The following is an 18831-nucleotide window of genomic DNA, read 5'->3' as shown; positions in this document are numbered from 1 at the left end:
CGTCGCAACACCACTTGGTTTCAGGTGGTGAGTGGATCACGTAGACGCTCGGCTGGGGTATCCCAGCCGAGCGTCTTGCGTGGGCGCCCTCCCGGGTGCTGCGGTGCGCGCCGGGGGATCCTCCGGGTCCGGTGGTCCCGACCCGGTCCCGGGCTCAGGCCAGGCCGGGGCCGCGGACCGGGATGGTGGTGAAGGTCGGCGCGGGCGCGGGGTCCTGGAAGAAGTCGCCGCCCTTGTCGTCGACGACGATGAAGGCCGGGAAGTCCTCGACCTCGATCTTCCAGACGGCCTCCATGCCGAGCTCCTCGTACTCGACGACCTCGACCTTCTTGATGCAGTCCTGCGCGAGGCGCGCCGCGGGGCCGCCGATCGAACCGAGGTAGAAGCCGCCGTGCTCCTTGCAGGCGTCCGTGACCTGCTTGCTGCGGTTGCCCTTGGCCAGCATGACCTTGGAGCCGCCCGCCGCCTGGAACTGCTCGACGTAGGAGTCCATGCGCCCCGCCGTCGTCGGGCCGAAGGAGCCGGACGCGTAGCCCTCCGGGGTCTTGGCGGGACCGGCGTAGTAGACCGGGTGGTCCTTGAGGTACCGGGGCATCTCCTCGCCGGCGTCCAGCCGCTCCTTGATCTTGGCGTGCGCGATGTCCCGGGCCACGACGAGCGGACCGGTGAGCGAAAGCCGGGTCTTGACCGGGTACTTGGTCAGCTCGGCGAGGATCTCGTCCATCGGCTGGTTGAGATCGATCTTCACGACGTCGCCGCCCTCGTCGAGGTGCTCGTCCGTCGTCTCCGGCAGGAAGCGCGCCGGGTCCGTCTCCAGCTGCTCCAGGAAGACGCCCTCGGCGGTGATCTTCGCGACGGCCTGGCGGTCGGCGGAACAGGACACGGCGATCGCCACGGGGCAGGAGGCGCCGTGCCGCGGGAGCCGCACCACGCGCACGTCGTGGCAGAAGTACTTGCCGCCGAACTGCGCGCCGATGCCGATCTTCTGGGTCAGCTCGAAGACCTTCTCCTCCAGTTCCTTGTCCCGGAAGCCGTGACCGAGGGCCGAGCCGTCCTCCGGCAGCTCGTCCAGGTAGTGCGCGGAGGCGTACTTCGCGGTCTTCAGCGCGTACTCGGCCGACGTGCCGCCGACGACGACGGCCAGGTGGTACGGGGGGCACGCGGCGGTGCCCAGCGAGCGGATCTTCTCCTCCAGGAACCTCATCATGGAGGCCTCGTTCAGGACCGCCTTGGTCTCCTGGTAGAGGAAGGACTTGTTGGCGGAGCCGCCGCCCTTGGCCATGAAGAGGAACTTGTACGCGCCGCCGTCGGTGGCGTACAGCTCGATCTGCGCGGGCAGGTTCGAGCCGGTGTTCTTCTCCTCCCACATGGTGAGCGGGGCCATCTGCGAGTACCGCAGGTTCAGCTCGGTGTAGGCGTCGAAGATGCCGCGGCTCAGCGCCTCCTCGTCGCCGCCCTCGGTCAGGACGTTCTGCCCGCGCTTGCCCATGACGATCGCCGTGCCGGTGTCCTGGCACATGGGGAGCACGCCGGCGGCCGCGATGTTCGCGTTCTTCAGCAGGTCCAGCGCGACGAACTTGTCGTTCGACGAGGCCTCGGGGTCGTCGATGATCTTGCGCAGCTGGGCGAGGTGCGCCGGGCGGAGGTAGTGCTGGATGTCGTGGACGGCCTCCTCGGCGAGCTTGCGCAGTGCCTCCGGCTCGACCTTGAGGAAGGTACGCCCGTCGGCCTCGAAGGTGGAGACGCCTTCGGCGGTCACCAGGCGGTAGGGCGTGGTGTCCTCGCCCAGCGGGAGCAGATCGGTGTACTCGAACGCAGGGCGGGTCGGACGGGAGACAGGGGGCATTGCGGCCATTCCTCACTCGGCAGACGGCGGCTGGCATCCATTGGCAGCGCGCCCACAAGCGTAAGACGCCCCCCGCCGTCCGGGCTTGTGAGGTAAGGCTCAGTTGGCGTCGGGGGCGCCCGGGGCCCGGCGCTGTCGGGCCGGGGCGCCCGGCTCCGGGATCGTGTCCGGCGGGCGTGCGGGCGTGCCGGCGTGCGGGTGCAAGGGCGTCGGCACCGGCGCGGGCTTGCGGGCGTTTCGGTACCGGCGGGGGCGCGACGGCCCGGAGCGACGCGGAGTGAGGGTGTCGCGCGCGGCCACTAGTCGCGATCTATCGCGTTTCGCTAGGGTGTTGGTGTGGACCTCGACAAGCATGATTCAGCCCCCGGCCGCGGACAGCCCCAGAAGCCGGTCGCGCCCGCGGTGCCCGCGGACCCCGCCGGGGCGATCCGCGCCTCCGACGCGGATCGCGACAGGATCGCGGACATCCTCCGGGAGGCCCTGGCCGAGGGCCGGCTCGACGCCGAGGAGCACGCCGAGCGGATCGACGCGGTCTACCGGGCCAAGACCGTCGGCGAACTGGAGCCGATCGTCCGCGACCTCCCGGCGAGTGGGCCGCCCCGTCAGGAGCCCGCCCCGTACGCGTACGGCCCCGAGACCCCCGCCGGCCCCGCCGAGAACCTCGTCGCCGTCTTCTCCAGCTCCACCCGCAAGGGCCGCTGGCGCGTCGGCGCCCGGACCCAGGCGTTCTCGCTCTTCGGCAACATCGAGATCGATCTGACCGAGGCCATGTTCGGCCAGCGGCTCACCGTCATCAACGCGACCTCGATCTTCGGCAATGTGGAGGTGCGCGTCCCCGAGAACATCTCGCTGCGCGGCAGCGGCACGGGCATCTTCGGCAACTTCGAGGTCGTCACCCTGGAGGCGGCCGACCCGGAGGCCCCGGTGGTGGTCGTCAACGGCTATTCCGTCTTCGGCAATGTGGAGGCCAAGCCGAAGCGCGGCAAGCGCATCACGGACCTCCATGACCGGCTGCGCAAGCATCTGGGGCACTGACCGACGGGTGGGCGCGAACGGCCGTCCGCAGTTCCGGCGTTCGGAACCCACTGCCACTCAGTGCATAGGCGCGCGCACAGCGGGTAGGCCTTGCTGCATCGTCTCTCGCTCGCGAAGCCGTCGTCAGGAGTAGACCGTGCTGCAACTGCCGCATCAGTCCTTGCAGGTAGCCGTTCCGCCCCAGCGTTCTGCCGCTCGGGAAGACCAGGATGCGCCCTGGCACACGGAGGCGGTGTGCCGCCGGGACGAAGCCGGGCTGTTCTTCGCGCCCTCCAAGGAACCGACGGCCGCGCGGCTCTCGCGCGAGGACGCCGCCAAGCGGGTCTGCGCCCGCTGTCCCGTCATGGTCGAGTGCCGGGAGCACGCGCTGCTCCAGCCCGAGCCGTACGGCGTGTGGGGCGGCCTGACCGCGGCCGAGCGCAGGGTCGTCCTGGCCCGTCGCCGGCGGCGCGAGACGGAGATCAAGAAAGCGGCGTCGGCGGCCTGACGGAGACCGCGGCACCCGGGCACACACGGAGAGGGGTGCTCCCACCGCACATGGGGGCGCCCCTCTCCGTGTGTCGTGTCTGCGTCCGGTGTCCTGCCGGGCGGGGCCTACTTGGCCCGGTCGAAGTCGATGGCGCTGTAGGCGCGCAGTTTCGACAACCGGTGGGTCGAGTCGATCTGCCGGATGGTGCCCGACTTGGAGCGCATGACCAGCGACTGAGTGGTCGCGGTCGCGGAGCGGTAGCGCACGCCGCGCAGCAACTCGCCGTCCGTGATGCCGGTCGCGACGAAGAACACGTTGTCCCCGCTGACCAGGTCGTCCATGAGGAGCACGCGGTCCAGGTCGTGTCCGGCGTCGAGGGCGCGCTGTCGCTCCTCCTCGTCCTTCGGCCACAGCTTGCCCTGGATCGTGCCGCCGAGGCACTTGATCGCGCACGCGGTGATGATGCCCTCCGGCGTGCCGCCGATGCCCATCAGCATGTCGACGCCGGTGCCTTCGCGCACGGCCATGATCGCGCCGGCGACGTCGCCGTCCGAGATGAACTTGATGCGCGCGCCCGTCTCGCGGATCTCCTTGACGATGCCCTCGTGGCGGGGGCGGTCGAGGATGACGACGGTGACGTCCTCGGGGGAGGAGTTCTTCGCCTTGGCGACCCGGCGGATGTTCACCGAGACCGGGGCGTTGATGTCGACGAAGTCGGCGGCCTCGGGGCCGGTGACCAGCTTGTCCATGTAGAAGACCGCGGACGGGTCGAACATGGTGCCGCGGTCGGCGGCCGCGAGCACCGCGATCGCGTTCGGCATGCCCTTGGCGGTGAGCGTCGTGCCGTCGATCGGGTCCACGGCGATGTCGCACTCGGCGCCGGTCCCGTCGCCGATCCGCTCCCCGTTGAACAGCATCGGGGCTTCGTCCTTCTCACCCTCGCCGATCACGACGACACCGTTCATCGACACGGTGCTGACGAGGGTGCGCATGGCTTTGACGGCCGCGCCGTCCGCGCCGTTCTTGTCGCCGCGGCCGACCCAGCGGCCGGCGGCCATTGCGGCGGCCTCGGTGACCCGGACGAGCTCCAGGGCGAGGTTGCGGTCCGGGGCCTCGGGCGAGACCTCGAGCTGCGACGGAAGATGATTCTCGGTCATCGGAGCGCACCTTTCTGTACGACGACGGCCGGATGAAGAGGGTGCTGCGACTCTATCGGTACGTCGACAAATTGAGCAGAGGGGCCCACGTTTGAGCAGGCAGCCTTGATGCGACCATAGTGCGGTGGCAGGCAAGCGAGGCAACCAGACAGTGCGCGGAATGATCCAGTCGATGACGGTCATCTGCGCATTCGCAGGCGTCATCTACTTCTTCATTCCGCACGACGACTCCCTGGACCCGATCCAGCCCGTCGACTACAGCGTGGAGCTCACGACGGCACGCCGGGCGGCACCTTACCCGGTTGCGGCCCCGGCCGGGCTGCCCGCGGGCTGGAAGCCCACCTCGGTGACCTTCCGGCGCGAGGACGGTCATGCCTGGCACATCGGGTTCCTGGACCCGGACGGGCAGTACGTGGCGGTCGAGCAGTCCACGGAACCGCCGCGGAAGTACGTCCCCAGGGTCACCCAGCAGGCGGCCCCGACCGAGCGCACCCAGCAGGTGGCCGGGGAGTCCTGGCAGCGCTGGGAGGGTCCCAAGTACGACGCGCTGGTACGCGCCGACAAGGGCTCCACGACCGTGGTGACGGGTACGGCCTCGTACGAGCGGCTCGCTCAGATGGCCGCGGCGCTCGACGCGCGGCCCGGCGCCTCGCCGTCGCCGGCTCCGCCGGCCTCCTGACGGAGTGATCCGGTGATCCGGGACGTACGGCGGCCGCCGGCCTGATCGGGGCGCCCGGCGGGCCGTCGCACGTCACGGCCGGGACCGGGTGGGCCCTGCGGGGCGCGTCCCGGGCCTGCGCCGCTTCCGCCGCGCCGCCCTCGCCCGTCCGCCGCCCGGGGTGCACCCCGCCCGTGCGCCGGCCGCCCGGCACGGTGGCGAGCGGGCCGGCTCCGGGCGCCGCTCGCCACCGGCGCCGGGGTGCCCTCGGGGCGGGTGGCCCGCTCGGGCCGCACGCCGCTTCCTCCGACCGCGCACCGGTTCCTCGGACACGACGAGGCCGCCGCACCGAAGCGGTGCGGCGGCCCGGTGCCGCAGTGCGTCCCGGCAGCGGCGGACGGTCCCGCCGGGCGCGGCGCGACGGTCAGACGGTGGTGACGACCTCGTCGAACGCCAGCCGCGGCGAACGGGGGAACCAGGCGCCCTCGCCCGGCTTGCCGATGTTGACGACCATCAGCGGGGTGTGGTCGTCGTCCAGGAACTCCTTCTGCACGCCTGCGAAGTCAAGGCCCGTCATGGGGCCGGCCGCCAGGCCGGCGGCGCGGACGCCGACGATGAAGTACGCGGCCTGGAGCGCGGCGTTCAGCACGGCGGACCGCTCACGGACCGGCCGCTCGGCGAAGAACGCGTCCTTGGCCTGCGGGAAGTGCGGGAACAACTCCGGCAGCTCCTCGTGGAACTCGTTGTCGGCGGCGAGGATCGCGACCAGCGGAGCGGTGGCGGTCTTGGGCTGGTTGCCCTCGGACATGTGCTTCACCAGGCGCCCGCGGGCCTCGGGAGAGCGGACCAGGACGACCCGCAGCGGCGACTGGTTGAAGGCGGTGGGGCCGTACTTGACCAGGTCGTAGATCGCCTGGACCTGCTCCTCGGTCACCGGCTCGTCGGTGAAGGTGTTGGCGGTGCGGGCCTCGCGGAAGAGGAGGTCCTGGGCGGCGGGGTCGAGAACGAGGGACATGCTGCTTACCTTCCGATGAGCAAAGAGGATCAAGCCGAGCCCTCACCGTACGAGCGGAATAGATGAATGTTCAACCATTCGCGCCCTCGGGTGAGGTAAGTCACTCAACTTTCAATAACTCAACGTTCAACTAAATCCGGTCCGTGCTTATGCCCGTCCCTGCCCGTGAATGTCGCAGCGTCCCCGCCGTCCGGCGCGCCCGATGTCGGCGCGCCGCCTCAGCGGTGGTCGGCGCGCCGCCTCAGCCGGCCGCGTCGCTCTCGTCCCGGCCGGCACCGGCACCCGCCCCGGCCGCGCCCGGAGCCGCCCCGCCCTGGGGTTCGTCACGCTCCGCCAGCGCCGCGTCCAGCCGCGCGCGGGCGCCGTCGAGCCAGCGGCGGCACACCTTCGCCAGCTCCTCGCCGCGCTCCCACAGCGCCAGGGACTCCTCCAGCGTCGTGCCGCCCGCCTCCAGCCGGCGTACGACCTCGATCAGTTCGTCCCGCGCCTGCTCGTAGCCGAGCGCGCCCTCGTGGGTCCTGGCCGTCATGTGATCCACCCTCAATTCCGCCTGTCGTCGTCCGGCCGTGCGCGCGCAGGCCGCTTCCCCCCGGAGCCGGAGGCCGTGCCCCGTCCCACCGGGCCGCTCAACCGCCCGTCACCCGGACCCGGAACTCGCCCTCGGCGACCCGCGCCCGCAGCTCCTCGTCCGCCGCCACCTCGCCCGCCGTGCGCACCACCGTGCCGTCCTCGTGCTGCAGCACCGCGTACCCCCGCTCCAGCGTCGCCGCAGGCGACAGCGCGACCACGCGCGCATGGGTGTGGGACAGCTCGGAGTCCGCGCGGTCCAGCAGGTGCCCCAGGACCCGGCGGCCACGGGCGACCAGGGCGTCCGTCTCGTGCTCGCGCTCCTCCACCATCCGCTGCGGATGCTCCATGACGCGCCGGTGCAGACAGTGCTGCAGGCCGCGTTCCTCCCGCTCCAGCAGGCCGCGGACCGTCCTCAGCGCGCGGTCCCGCAGCGCCTGCACCCTGTCCAGCTCCTCGCCGACGTCGGGGACGACCTTCTTCGCGGCGTCCGTCGGCGTCGAGGCCCGCAGATCGGCCACCAGATCGAGCAGCGGGGAGTCCGGCTCGTGCCCGATCGCGGACACCACGGGCGTACGGCAGTCGGCGACCGCGCGCACCAGCTGCTCGTCCGAGAAGGGCAGCAGGTCCTCCACGCTGCCGCCGCCGCGCGCCACGACGATCACGTCCACGCCGGCGTGCTCGTCCAGCTCCTTCACCGCCTGGATCACCTGGGGCACGGCACGCACGCCCTGCACGGCGACGTTGCGCACCTCGAACCGGACGGCGGGCCACCGCCGCCGGGCGTTCTCCAGCACGTCCCTCTCGGCCGCCGAGGCCCGGCCGCAGACCAGGCCGATCAGCTGGGGCAGGAAGGGCAGCGGCTTCTTGCGGTCCGGCGCGAAGAGTCCCTCGGCGCCCAGCGACCGCTTCAGCCGTTCCAGCCGAGCCAGCAGCTCTCCGATGCCGACCGGCCTTATCTCGGCGGCCCGGAGCGAGAGCTGCCCGCGCGGGGCGTACCACTCCGGCTTCGCGTGGACGACCACCCGCGCGCCCTCGGCAACGGCGTCCGCGACCGCGTCGAACACTTGTCGGTAGCAGGTGACGCTGACCGAGATGTCGTACGCAGGGTCGCGCAGCGTCAGGAAGACCACCCCGGCGCCCGGACGGCGCGACAGTTGGGTGATCTGCCCCTCGACCCAGACCGCGCCGAGCCGGTCGATCCACCCCCCGATGAGCCGTGACACCTCGCCGACGGGCATCGGGGCTTCGGCTGACGTAGTGAGACCCATGCCCGCGAGCGTAACGGCAGCCTCCGACACGCCCGGGCCGACGGCGCCGCACCCCTGCGCCGGGCCGACGGTTCGGTTTCCCCTTCCTCCCCGCCCGGGCCTGCCGCAGCGAGCGCCCGGCCACGTCCGCGCCGTGTCCGCCACGCCCCGTGCGGGGAGGTCCCGTGCCCCGGACGGTTGCGTGCGGCCCGGTCCCGCGCCCCGCCCCCTTCCCGGAGCCGGTGCCGGTGCCGGTCATGGGAGCGTTCGTCCCCGTACGTCCCGTCCGCGGTGCCGATCACGAGGCGTGGTCCCGAACCCGCACCGGTCTCAGCCCCGTGGGCGATCGTTGGGCCGTCCGGCGCGCCCTTACGATGGGGGACATGACTGCAACGAACGCCCGCCGCGTCCTCCTCGCCGCACCCCGTGGCTACTGTGCGGGCGTGGACCGTGCCGTGATCGCCGTGGAGCAGGCCCTCGAGCAGTACGGCGCGCCGATCTACGTCCGCCACGAGATCGTCCACAACAAGTACGTCGTGCAGACCCTGGAGAAGAAGGGCGCGATCTTCGTCGAGACGACGGAGGAGGTCCCCGAGGGCTCCATCGTCATGTTCTCGGCGCACGGTGTGGCCCCGGTCGTCCACGAGGAGGCCTCCGAGCGCAAGCTGGCCACCATCGACGCCACCTGCCCGCTGGTGACGAAGGTCCACAAGGAGGCCGTGCGGTACGCGAAGGACGACTTCGACATCCTCCTCATCGGCCACGAGGGCCACGAGGAGGTCATCGGCACCACCGGCGAGGCCCCGGACCACATCACCCTGGTCGACGGCCCCCAGGACGTGGACAAGGTCGAGGTCCGCGACCCCTCCCGGGTCGTCTGGCTGTCCCAGACCACGCTCTCCGTCGATGAGACGATGGAGACCGTCGACCGGCTGAAGACCAAGTTCCCGCTGCTGGTCTCCCCGCCGAGCGACGACATCTGCTACGCCACGCAGAACCGCCAGATCGCGGTCAAGCAGATGGGTGCCGAGGCGGACCTGGTGATCGTCGTCGGCTCGCAGAACTCCTCCAACTCCAAGCGGCTCGTCGAGGTCGCCCTGGGCGCGGGCGCCCGCGACGCCCACCTCGTGGACTACGCGCACGAGATCGACGAAGCCTGGCTGGAGGGCGTCTCGACCGTGGGCGTCACGTCGGGCGCGTCGGTGCCCGAGGTCCTGGTCGAGGAGGTCCTGGAGTGGCTGTCGCAGCGCGGCTTCGAGGACGTCGAGATCGTCAAGGCGGCCGAGGAGTCGATCACGTTCTCGCTGCCGAAGGAGCTCCGCCGCGACCTGCGAGCCGAGGCGTCGTCGCTCGTCGAGGACTGACCGCCCGGGCGGGGAGCGGGGACGAGGCGCCCCGGGAAGTCCGGCGAACGTCCCGTCGTCGGGGAGTGACGGCGGGGCCTTCCTCGTAACGTTGTGTCCATGAACGTCTTCGGAGTGGACATCGGCGGATCGGGGATCAAAGGCGCCCCCGTGGACCTGGACCGCGGCGACCTCGCCGAGCCCCGCCACAAGGTACTCACCCCCCACCCGGCCGCGCCCGAACCCGTGGCCGACTGCGTCGCGGAGGTGGTGCGGCACTTCGGCTGGTCGGGCCCCGTGGGGGTCACCTTCCCCGGAGTGGTCACCGGCTCGGTCATCCGTACGGCCGCCAACGTCGACAAGAACTGGATCGACGTCGACGCCGCCGAACTGCTGCGCGAGCGGATCGGCTTGCCGGTGACCGTGCTCAACGACGCGGACGCGGCCGGAGTGGCCGAGATGACCTTCGGCGCGGGCAAGGGCCGCAAGGGCACGGTGATGCTGCTGACCCTCGGCACGGGCATCGGCAGCGCGCTCTTCCTCGACGGCAGGCTCGTGCCGAACACGGAGCTCGGCCATCTGGAGCTGAACCACCACGAGGCCGAGAAGCGGGCGTCGACCAAGGTCAAGGAGGACGAGGGGCTGAGCTGGGAGCACTGGGCCCGCCGGGTCCAGAAGTACCTGGCCCACCTGGAGATGCTGTTCTCGCCCGAGCTGTTCATCATCGGGGGCGGCGTGAGTCGTAAGGCGGACAAGTTCATTCCGCTGCTCCACCACATCCGGGCGGAGATCGTCCCGGCTCAGCTGCAGAACAACGCGGGGATCGTCGGCGCGGCGATGACGGCGGCGGCCGAGCACGGCTGACGAGGGCGGGACCGCGCCCGCCGGCCGGACGGGGCAGCGCACATGGGGAGGCGCCCGTCACCCATGCGACGGGCGCCTCGTCGTCGGGTGCCGTCAGGTGCCGGGCGTCCTCAGGCCCGGCGCGGCGGCCCGGACGGCCGGCGGGAACGGCGCCGGGTCGTCATCAGCCGGATCTTCCGCACGGTCGCGATCAGCCCGGCGACGAGCGTGCCACCGTACAGCCAGCCCGCCTGCACGGCCAGCGCGGTGACCACGGCCATGATCTGGACGCCGACACCCCCGGACCCGCCGGTCCCGTCCGAACCCCCCGTGATCGGGAGCAGCCCCACGGCGAAGGCGATCGGCACGCTGATCGGCGCGGTGACCAGGTCCGCGCTCCGCACCCAGAACGCGGTCAGGGCGCTCACCGGCAGGAACAGCACCCCGTACACGACGGCCGAGCCGTCGAAGAGCAGCTGGTCCAGCGAGCCGATCACCAGCATGAGGACGCAGACGAACAGTCCGGCGCCCAGTCCGGTCAGCCGCGGGTTCGGCAGTCTGCGCAGGGCGGCCACCAGCGGGGGGCCCTGGCGCGCGGTCCGGGCGCCGGGCCGCTTCCCGGGCCGTTGCGGGGTTTCCGGCTGCCCCGCCCTGCCGGGCCGGGCGGTGACCCGGTACACCGAGGCACCCTCGATAAGGGCGCCCTTGGAGAGGGGGGCCTGCTGCGAAAGAGGGGCCTGCGGCCGCGGCTGCCTCGACGGGGTACCAGTCCTTTGCTGCTCCACGTGAACAACGTAGGTCGCGATGTGCGATCAGTAGGTCACGGGACACGCCCTTTGGGTGAGCTTGGTCAAGAGTTCGAGACGTCGCACGCGTGACGTACTCCGGCGGGCCGCCCGTAAACTGGGGGATCGGCCCACTCCCGGGCCCGGCCACCAGCCAGTCCTCACTCCAGGAAGTCGCCAACGTGTCGCTCACGATCGGAATCGTCGGTCTGCCGAATGTCGGTAAGTCGACCCTCTTCAACGCCCTGACCAAGAACGACGTGCTGGCGGCCAACTACCCGTTCGCCACCATCGAGCCCAACGTGGGCGTGGTCGGCGTCCCCGACGCCCGGCTCGGCAAGCTGGCCGAGATCTTCAGCTCGCAGCGGGTCCTGCCCGCGACGGTCGACTTCGTCGACATCGCCGGCATCGTCCGCGGCGCGAGCGAGGGTGAGGGCCTGGGCAACAAGTTCCTGGCGAACATCCGCGAGTCCGACGCGATCTGCCAGGTCATCCGGGCCTTCAAGGACGAGAACGTCGTCCACGTCGACGGCAAGGTCTCACCCAAGGACGACATCGAGACCATCAACACCGAGCTGATCCTGGCCGACCTCCAGACCATCGAGAAGGTCCTGCCGCGGCTCCAGAAGGAGTCCCGGATCAAGAAGGACGTGGCGCCGAAGGTCGCGGCGGTCGAGGCGGCCAAGGAGATCCTCGAGAAGGGCGACACCCTCTTCTCCCAGGGCATCGTCCAGGGCTCGGAGAACGCGGAGCTCCTGCACGACCTGCACCTGCTCACCACCAAGCCGTTCCTCTACGTCTTCAACGTCGACGAGGACGAGTTGACGGACGACGCCTTCAAGGACGAGCAGCGCGCACTGGTCGCCCCGGCCGAGGCGATCTTCCTCAACGCCAAGCTGGAGGCGGACCTCGCCGAGCTCGACGAGGAGGACGCGATGGAGCTCCTCCAGTCCGTCGGCGCCGAGGAGCCGGGCCTCGCCACACTGGCCCGCGTCGGCTTCAACACGCTGGGCCTGCAGACTTACCTCACGGCGGGCCCCAAGGAGTCCCGCGCCTGGACGATCAAGAAGGGCGCCACGGCCCCCGAAGCGGCCGGTGTGATCCACACCGACTTCCAGAAGGGCTTCATCAAGGCCGAGGTCATCTCCTTCGCCGACCTGGTCGAGACCGGCTCGGTCGCCGACGCCCGCGCGGCGGGGAAGGCGCGCATGGAGGGCAAGGACTACGTGATGCAGGACGGGGACGTGGTGGAGTTCCGCTTCAACGTTTAGTCCGCGCCGTAGCATCGATGTAGCGATCTGACAAACGTGCAGGTCAGACGGGGTTGGCTCCATTTGGGGTTGGCCCCGTCGCTGTATCCGGTGCTGGATCCGTGCTGGATCTCCTGACGTCTCGTCACCTGTCGTCATCCCTGGTCATCCGTACCGTTGCTGGATCGGCGCTGGATGTGACTGACGGGGCGTCAGTGGGATCGGCCGGGGTCCGGTGAAATCTGTAGCCAGAGGGCCACTGCGGGGCGGCTGGGGCGGTGACTGGGGTGGCGTGGCGCGCTCTTTCCCGCAATATCGTCGATCCGGGCTGCCGCGCGGCCCGTCGTGACGGGTGGCCGGCAGCCGGGAGAACAGGCCGTGGGGGTCAGAGCTGATGTTGGCCAGAACGTCCAGTTACAGCATGTTGCCGATCAAGTACCCGCGATAGCCTGTCCTGTGCCCTGTACGGCACAACCGGCGGCACGCGAGGGGGATCGTGGAGGGGCGCGACGCGCGAGGGCACTACGAGGAGTTGGCAGCCGAATACGACGAGCACTGGGTCTATAGTCCGGACTACATTCCCTGGATGTCCGGCCGGATCGCTGAGGCGCTGCGGCTCGGCCCCACGGACCGGATCGCCGACATCGGCTCCGGTACGGGCCTGTTCGCCAGGGAAGTGGCCAAGCGGCTCCAGCCTCACCGTCCCGTTCTGTGCGTCGATCCTTCCGAGGCGATGCTCGGTCAGCTCGGAATGCCGCCTCCGGCCGACCTGACACCAATCGTTGCTTCTGCCGAGGACATCGCAGAAGGGCGTACACGACTGCCATACGAGCAACTCGATGCGATGTGGCTGAAAGAGTCGGTGCATCACGTGGCCGATCCGGCGCACACGCTTCGCGGCCTGGCCGACCGGCTGGCGCCCGGAGGCCGGCTGCTGGTGGTGATGCTTCCGGCCACCATCCAGTACCCGCTGTTCGAGGCGGCCCTCGCGCGCTTCGAGGAACTGCAGCCGGACCCGGCCGTTATCGAGGGGCACTTGCGAGCTGTCGGGCTGTCGGCCGGTCGCAGCCATGTCGAGCATGAGCTGCGCATCGATCGGGACAAGTACCTCGGCATGGTGCGTGCCCGTTATATGTCCCTGCTGTCCACCTTCAGCGACAGCGAGATCGAGAAGGGCATCGAGGAGATGCGGGTCGCTCATCCGGAGCCTGTGCTCGTGTTTCCGGACCGGTTCGCGTTCGTCCTCGGCCGGCGAGGTGGGGAGTCGGCGTGAGCACCATGGTCGATGAACGGCTGCGGCGCCTACGGAGTGAACTCGACGACCACTCGCGGATCGCCGATCGGCTGGGGCTTGATCTGGAGCGGCCGTTACGGTCGCTCAATGACGGCTATCCCGAAAACGCGGTTGCCCTGGTCGGGAAACTGACCGAGAAGCTGCTCAAGGAGCTGTGGCGCCATCATGGCGTCGAGGGCGATCCTTCGACGAAGGCCTTGAACGATCTGGTCAAGCGCTGCCGGCCGTACATTCGCAGCAGCACGGTTCTGGATGCGCTCGAGGACATTCGTCGGCTGCGCAACCGGTCCGCGCACGACGGGTACGACATAGGTGACGAGGACGGGCTGCTGGCGGTCCGCAGGCTCGTGGACGTGCTGGTCTGGTTCACCAATACAGGGAGCGCGGCCCTGCTCGGGGGCGAGCCCGACGTGGCGCCCGAGGTGGCGCGCCGCTGTGAGTTTCTTGCCGGGTTGTACGTCACGCTCGGCTACCGGCAGGCGAAGCGGTTCGTCCTCAGCCCGGACACGGTGTACCAGTTGTTCTGCCGTGAGTCGGGGATGCGGCTGGAATACGTGGAGTTGATGCTCTCCCGGGACGCCGATGACCTGAGCACCGTCCTGGCCTCCAGTGGTGGCGAGCTGCTGCGCACCCGGCTGCCCAAGCTCACCCGATTCGTCGTCCTGGACGAAGACGGCGGTGCGGCACCCGGCGCCCTCCATCATATGTTGGGGCTCGACTTCCGTATCGTGCGTTACGACGGCTTTGTCGACACCATCGTCAACCTCGACATCCACCTCGCCGAACTCACCTCCGCGGTGAACCCGGAGGATCCGAGGGCCGCTGTCGCCGCGGCGGCGTTGACCACCGACCCGCGCACCGGTGAGTCGAGGATGGAGCAGTGCGGCGACGCGGCGGAGGTCTTGACGCGTCTGGTGCGCGGCAGTGCGAACGTCCTGGTCACCGGTCGTCCGGGGAGCGGCAAGAGCACGCTCTTGCGCTCGCTGGCCGTCAACCCGGAGATCCGCCGCTTCCGCTTCTACTTCGACCTCGGTCTCAAACCGAAGGACGAACCGTTCTCCGAGTACGCGGCCCGCCTTCTCGCCCCGGCCATGACGTCGGACCGCTCACGTGCCTACGAACTCTTCCTCTACCTCATCCGTTCCGGGACCGCACTGTGCGTGCTCGATGCCGTCGACGAGGGCGTCGAGGTACCAAGCCCTGCCGGTTTCCTGCGGCTCTTCACCGATCTCGCGGCCGTGCTGTCCGCCGAATCGGCGGTGGTCATGAGTTCACGGGTGTCCTTCCTCGCGGACTCACCCCAGGTACGTCAGCTGCTGGACAGCGGCGCGGGCCGCTCCGAGCAGCTGGTCGAGCAGATGTACGCGAACGGCGTCGACCCGTCACGCGTGCCGCACTTCCACGTCGTACGGCTGGCCGAACCCGGGGCAACCCCTCTCGAGACGCGCCTCACCACGGCGCTGAATCTTCCCGCGGGGAAGCCGCTCGCGGACATCCTCGGCGCTCACATCACGCGGACGTTGGCCGAGCGTGGGCAGCCCGACCTGGAGCAGCGGCTGCCCGCCGCGTTCGGACATGCCTTCCTCACCGACCGCACCGTGTTCTCCCTTCTCGACATTCACCGGCAGCTGGGAGCCAACGCATTCACGGACGGGCGCCTCGATCGCGACGCCTGTGTCCTCGCTCCGCTGCTGCGGCCCGCCGGGCCCGATCACGTCGCCTTCGTGCACACGGCGTACCAGGAACTACTGGCTGCCAGGTTTCTCGCTGAGCCGGCGAACCAGGACCTGGCAGCGGACCTTCCCGGCGGTGCCTTCCTCACCGAGCAGGTGCGCGCATTCCTCGCCGGTGTGCCCGGCAGTCCGGAGACGGACGACTGCGTGCTGCCCGCCGGGGCGTACCTGGTCGGGCCGGCCGAACGGCTGCTGATCCGCCGCGTCGAGCGTCCCGTACGCTTCGACGGCCATGCCGTGACCGTCGCACGCTACCGCCGCTTCCTCGACGCCCTCGACACGGACGGCACCTCGGAGTGGGACCACCCCGACCAGCCGGCCAACGTCACACACCGCCCCTGGACCGACCGGCTGCGCCGGCCCGACTACTACGAGAATCCGCGCTACGACGCTCACCCTGCCATCTGCGTCAACTGGTGGAGCGCATACGCCTTCGCCGCGTTCGAGGGCAAGCGGCTGCCGACCTCCCTCGAGTGGGAGGCCGCCGCCCGTGGCACCGACGGACGCCTTTTCCCCTGGGGCGACACGCCGGACAGCGTGCGTGTCAACTGTGCCGACACATGGGTGGGCCGACCTGTCGTGACGTATCAGGCGTGGTACCGGGACTTCGCAGGCAACACCGTTCGGCGGGCCGGGGCGACACCCGTCTGCGAACGGCCGGGCAACCGCTCCCCGTTCGGCGTCCTCGACATGGTGGGCAACTGCTGGGAATGGACATCCACCATCCTGGACGACCCCGGCGAGGCCGTCATCTGCGGTGGCAGCTACGACAATCCGATGCGTGCGGTGCAGACCAGCAGCAAGGGCATCTACCGGAAGCGCGGCGGGAGCAACGCGGTCGGCTTCCGGTGCGTGCAAGACCCCGACACATCAGGGACGGAGGAGGCGACGGCATGAGCGGCGGCGGGCCGCGTTACGGAACCATCGTGGACAGGCGTCCGCATGGTGGCGGGTTGAGCGGCGCGCTCGGCACCTATGTCGTCCAGGACGACGAGGATGAGCGGTACTACGGCTTCGACTACCGGCAGATCGTGACCGAGGGATTCCGGACCATCCGCACGGGCGAACGCGTCCGCTTTCACATCAGCGCTGAGAGCCCCGACCGGGCGGAGTTCGTCATTCGCCTCGACCAGCCTGTCAATCCCCCGGTTTCGTGGAGACCTTCCTATGCAGCCAGCTCCCCGGTGAAGCCGGCCCAGTAGTCGTGTTCGTAGTCGATCGGGCTCTTCCAGCCGCACACGCTGTGTAGTCGTCGAGCGTTGTAGAAGTCGGTGATCCAGGTCGCGATCCGGATCCGGGCCTCGGTGCGGGTGGCGAAGGTCCGGCGATGGACGTACTCGACCTTCAGCACGCTGTTGAACGCCTCGCTGACGGCGTTGTCGAAACATGATCCGACCCGGCCCATGGACTGGGTGACGCCCAGCTTCCGGCAGGCCCGGCGGAACTTCCGCGAGCCGTACTCGCTTCCGCGATCGCTGTGGAAGATCACACCGCGGACGTCCCCGCCGCGGGTGGCGGCGGCCATGTGGAGGGCAGCGACGACCAGGTCGGCATCGTGGCGGGCGCCCATCGCATAGCCGAGCAGGCGGCGGGAGAACAGGTCTATGACCGTGGCCAGATAGAGCTTGCCCTCGCCGGCGTCGATCTCGGTCATGTCTCCGCACCAGACCAGGTCGGGCGCCTCGGCGGTGAAGTCGCGGCGCACGAAGTCCGGGGCGGCCAGCCGTTTCCCCGGCCGGGTCAGCCCCCGCCGTCTTCGTACCTTCCGCGCGACCAGGCCGAACTCCGACATGATCTTCGCGACGGTGTTCACGGAGACCCGCCAGCCCTGCCTCACCAGCCTGATCCAGATCTTCGGCGAGCCGTAGGTGCCGCCGGAGTCGTCGAACTCCTCCTTCACCGCTTCGATCAGACGCTGTCTGCGCAGCTCACGCCGGGTGGGCCGACGGGTGCGGTGCTTGTAGAACCATGCCTCGCTCACGCCCAGAGCGCGGCAGGAGACACGGTGCGAAATGCCGTGCTCGGTCCTGAAGTCGCTGATCACCCCGACGACGGACGCCGGGTCCGCCACGGCTACTTCACCCACAGGACCATGCAGCGTTTGAGGACATCACGCTCCATGACCAGTTCCTTCTTCTCCCGCTTGAGCTGGGCGACCTCACGCCGCAGACGCTCCAGCTCGTCACTCCCGCCGGCCGGTGCGATCCCTGCCCGACGGGCGCGGGAGACCCAACTCGCCAGAGTGGTCTCGTTGATCCCCAGGTCTTCGGCGACCTCGGCGATCGTCTTGCCGGTCTCCGTCACGATCCGTACGGCCCCCTCACGGAACTCCGGATCGAACTTCCGTCGCTTCTCCGCCATGACTCCCAACTTCCCCTGCAGTCACGGTCTTCACGCTACGAGGGGAGGGACAGTGGCCGACGTGCCGGTCGATGAACGACGGGTGGTGGTCCGTGTGCGGGTGCGGCGCCTGGTGTGTCCCACGCGCGGCTGCCGCCACACCTTCCGCGAGCAGGTGCCCGGAGTGCTGGACCGATATCAGCGGCGAACCGTCCGCCTGACCAGGCAAGTCAAGGCCGTGGTCAAGGAGTTAGCGGGCCGGGCCGGGACGCGTTTGCTGGCGATACTCGCGGTGAGCCTGTCGCGTCACACGGCTCTGCGCACGCTGCTGCGGATCCCGCTGCCCGTCGGGCGGGTGCCCCGTGTGATCGGCGTCGACGACTTCGCTCTGCGCCGGCGTCACCGCTACGCCACCGTGATCATCAACGCCGAGACCCATGAGCGGATCGACGTGCTGCCCGACCGCACGGCCGACACGCTCGAGACGTGGCTGCTCGACCATCCAGGCGTCGAGGTCGTGTGCCGCGACGGCTCCGCCACCTACGCCGAGGCCATCCGCCGCGCCCTGCCCGACGCGGTCCAAGTCGCCGACCGGTGGCATCTGTGGCACAACCTGTGCGAAGCAGCCCTGAGCGAGGTCAAAGCGCACAGCACCTGCTGGGCCGCCGTACTGGACGCGCCCATCTACGACGGGCCCCGCGCCCAGACCACCCTCGAACGCTGGCACCAGGTCCACGGCCTGCTCGACCAGGGCGTGGGCCTGCTCGAGTGCGCCCGCCGCCTGCAACTGGCCCTGAACACCGTCAAACGCTACGCCCGCGCCGACCGGCCCGAGCGCATGCTCCGCGTCCGTCGGCCTGGACGACGACCCCGTCATCATCACCGGCCGCAAGGCGACCCGCGGCCAACCGCTCACCGCCGCCCAGAAGGAGGCGAATCGGCTGGTCAGCGGCGAACGAACACGGCTTCGCCGACCTGAAGAACTGGCGGATCCTCACCAAGGTCCGCATGAACGCCAAGCACGCCACCATGCTGCTGCGGGCTCTTCTCGTTCTGACGAACGCGGAGATCAGCCGCTGATCCGCCGCGTCAGATGATCTCCCCGAGACGATCACGCCGAGCACCAGGGCGAGAGCCCCATCACCCGCTCACGCCAGCCCCGTGACCTGCGAATTCAGGATGAAAACATCCCAATCAGTCAGCCACCGAACGGCGCTTCTCCGTGTCCACTGCGTGGCGTGGGTGG

The 18831-nt window shown here is 69.9% G+C and carries 18 protein-coding genes; 10 read left to right on the top strand and 8 right to left on the bottom strand.

What is annotated here, in order from left to right; all coding sequences use genetic code 11:
* Window positions 1-154: 154 nt before the first annotated feature.
* Window positions 155-1846: a fumarate hydratase gene (locus O7595_RS11620; RefSeq protein ID WP_269728643.1), complete on the bottom strand. Its 1692-nt coding sequence runs from the start codon at window positions 1844-1846 to the stop codon at window positions 155-157.
* Between the two features lie 336 nt (window positions 1847-2182).
* On the opposite strand from O7595_RS11620, the gene O7595_RS11615 reads away from it, so the two are divergent.
* Window positions 2183-2881, top strand: coding sequence for a DUF1707 SHOCT-like domain-containing protein (locus O7595_RS11615; RefSeq protein WP_269728642.1), 699 nt, complete (start codon window positions 2183-2185; stop codon window positions 2879-2881).
* Window positions 2882-3017: 136 nt separating this feature from the next.
* The gene (locus tag O7595_RS11610) at window positions 3018-3368 is read left to right on the top strand and encodes a WhiB family transcriptional regulator (protein WP_078503542.1); all 351 of its coding nucleotides are present in this window, start codon (window positions 3018-3020) and stop codon (window positions 3366-3368) included.
* 107 nt (window positions 3369-3475) lie between these two features.
* Here O7595_RS11610 and glpX read toward each other — a convergent pair whose 3' ends face one another.
* Entirely contained in the window at window positions 3476-4507 is a 1032-nt protein-coding gene (glpX, locus tag O7595_RS11605) for a class II fructose-bisphosphatase (RefSeq protein ID WP_138053405.1), read from the bottom strand.
* A gap of 124 nt (window positions 4508-4631) precedes the next feature.
* On the opposite strand from glpX, the gene O7595_RS11600 reads away from it, so the two are divergent.
* Window positions 4632-5186, top strand: coding sequence for a DUF4245 domain-containing protein (locus tag O7595_RS11600; RefSeq protein ID WP_269728641.1), 555 nt, complete (start codon window positions 4632-4634; stop codon window positions 5184-5186).
* A gap of 403 nt (window positions 5187-5589) precedes the next feature.
* Here O7595_RS11600 and O7595_RS11595 read toward each other — a convergent pair whose 3' ends face one another.
* The 3 genes from O7595_RS11595 to xseA form a co-directional block, all read right to left on the bottom strand.
* Window positions 5590-6180, bottom strand: coding sequence for a malonic semialdehyde reductase (locus O7595_RS11595; protein ID WP_269728640.1), 591 nt, complete (start codon window positions 6178-6180; stop codon window positions 5590-5592).
* Window positions 6181-6421: 241 nt separating this feature from the next.
* Window positions 6422-6709: an exodeoxyribonuclease VII small subunit gene (locus tag O7595_RS11590; protein ID WP_269728639.1), complete on the bottom strand. Its 288-nt coding sequence runs from the start codon at window positions 6707-6709 to the stop codon at window positions 6422-6424.
* Window positions 6710-6806: 97 nt separating this feature from the next.
* Window positions 6807-8018, bottom strand: a complete 1212-nt coding sequence (xseA, locus tag O7595_RS11585; RefSeq protein ID WP_269728638.1) for an exodeoxyribonuclease VII large subunit — start codon at window positions 8016-8018, stop codon at window positions 6807-6809.
* Window positions 8019-8380: 362 nt separating this feature from the next.
* On the opposite strand from xseA, the gene O7595_RS11580 reads away from it, so the two are divergent.
* Together O7595_RS11580 and ppgK are read left to right on the top strand one after the other, a co-directional pair.
* A complete protein-coding gene (locus O7595_RS11580; RefSeq protein ID WP_269728637.1) occupies window positions 8381-9361 on the top strand; it encodes a 4-hydroxy-3-methylbut-2-enyl diphosphate reductase in 981 nt (326 codons plus the stop codon).
* A gap of 99 nt (window positions 9362-9460) precedes the next feature.
* On the top strand, window positions 9461-10204 hold the full coding sequence (gene ppgK / locus O7595_RS11575; protein WP_269728636.1) for a polyphosphate--glucose phosphotransferase: 744 nt from the start codon (window positions 9461-9463) through the stop codon (window positions 10202-10204).
* Window positions 10205-10314: 110 nt separating this feature from the next.
* Here ppgK and O7595_RS11570 read toward each other — a convergent pair whose 3' ends face one another.
* Entirely contained in the window at window positions 10315-10968 is a 654-nt protein-coding gene (locus O7595_RS11570) for a DUF6542 domain-containing protein (RefSeq protein WP_269728635.1), read from the bottom strand.
* A gap of 182 nt (window positions 10969-11150) precedes the next feature.
* Here O7595_RS11570 and ychF point away from each other — a divergent pair, with 182 nt between their 5' ends.
* The 4 genes from ychF to O7595_RS11550 all read left to right on the top strand — a co-directional run bounded on the left by ychF (window position 11151) and on the right by O7595_RS11550 (window position 16447).
* On the top strand, window positions 11151-12239 hold the full coding sequence (gene ychF, locus O7595_RS11565) for a redox-regulated ATPase YchF (RefSeq protein ID WP_269728634.1): 1089 nt from the start codon (window positions 11151-11153) through the stop codon (window positions 12237-12239).
* A 475-nt stretch (window positions 12240-12714) separates the two neighbouring features.
* Window positions 12715-13491, top strand: a complete 777-nt coding sequence (locus O7595_RS11560) for a class I SAM-dependent methyltransferase (protein WP_269728633.1) — start codon at window positions 12715-12717, stop codon at window positions 13489-13491.
* A gap of 5 nt (window positions 13492-13496) precedes the next feature.
* Entirely contained in the window at window positions 13497-16142 is a 2646-nt protein-coding gene (locus tag O7595_RS11555) for an SUMF1/EgtB/PvdO family nonheme iron enzyme (RefSeq protein WP_269732454.1), read from the top strand.
* A complete protein-coding gene (locus tag O7595_RS11550) occupies window positions 16139-16447 on the top strand; it encodes a hypothetical protein (RefSeq protein WP_269728632.1) in 309 nt (102 codons plus the stop codon). The genes O7595_RS11555 and O7595_RS11550 overlap by 4 nt, the downstream gene beginning before the upstream one ends.
* Here O7595_RS11550 and O7595_RS11545 read toward each other — a convergent pair.
* Both O7595_RS11545 and O7595_RS11540 read right to left on the bottom strand, forming a co-directional pair.
* Window positions 16411-17331: an IS3 family transposase gene (locus tag O7595_RS11545; RefSeq protein ID WP_269726683.1), complete on the bottom strand. Its 921-nt coding sequence runs from the start codon at window positions 17329-17331 to the stop codon at window positions 16411-16413. The genes O7595_RS11550 and O7595_RS11545 overlap by 37 nt on opposite strands.
* On the bottom strand, window positions 17319-17606 hold the full coding sequence (locus tag O7595_RS11540) for a transposase (RefSeq protein ID WP_269726684.1): 288 nt from the start codon (window positions 17604-17606) through the stop codon (window positions 17319-17321). The genes O7595_RS11545 and O7595_RS11540 overlap by 13 nt, the downstream gene beginning before the upstream one ends.
* Between O7595_RS11540 and O7595_RS11535 the strand changes: the two genes are divergently transcribed.
* Entirely contained in the window at window positions 17605-18564 is a 960-nt protein-coding gene (locus O7595_RS11535) for an ISL3 family transposase (RefSeq protein WP_443071597.1), read from the top strand. The two genes, O7595_RS11540 and O7595_RS11535, sit on opposite strands and share 2 nt — an antisense overlap.
* The last annotated feature ends 267 nt before the right edge of the window (window positions 18565-18831 follow it).

It is taken from the genome of Streptomyces sp. WMMC940, assembly GCF_027460265.1.
GTDB lineage: Bacteria > Actinomycetota > Actinomycetes > Streptomycetales > Streptomycetaceae > Streptomyces.
This window is presented reverse-complemented; position numbering and strand designations above follow the sequence as displayed.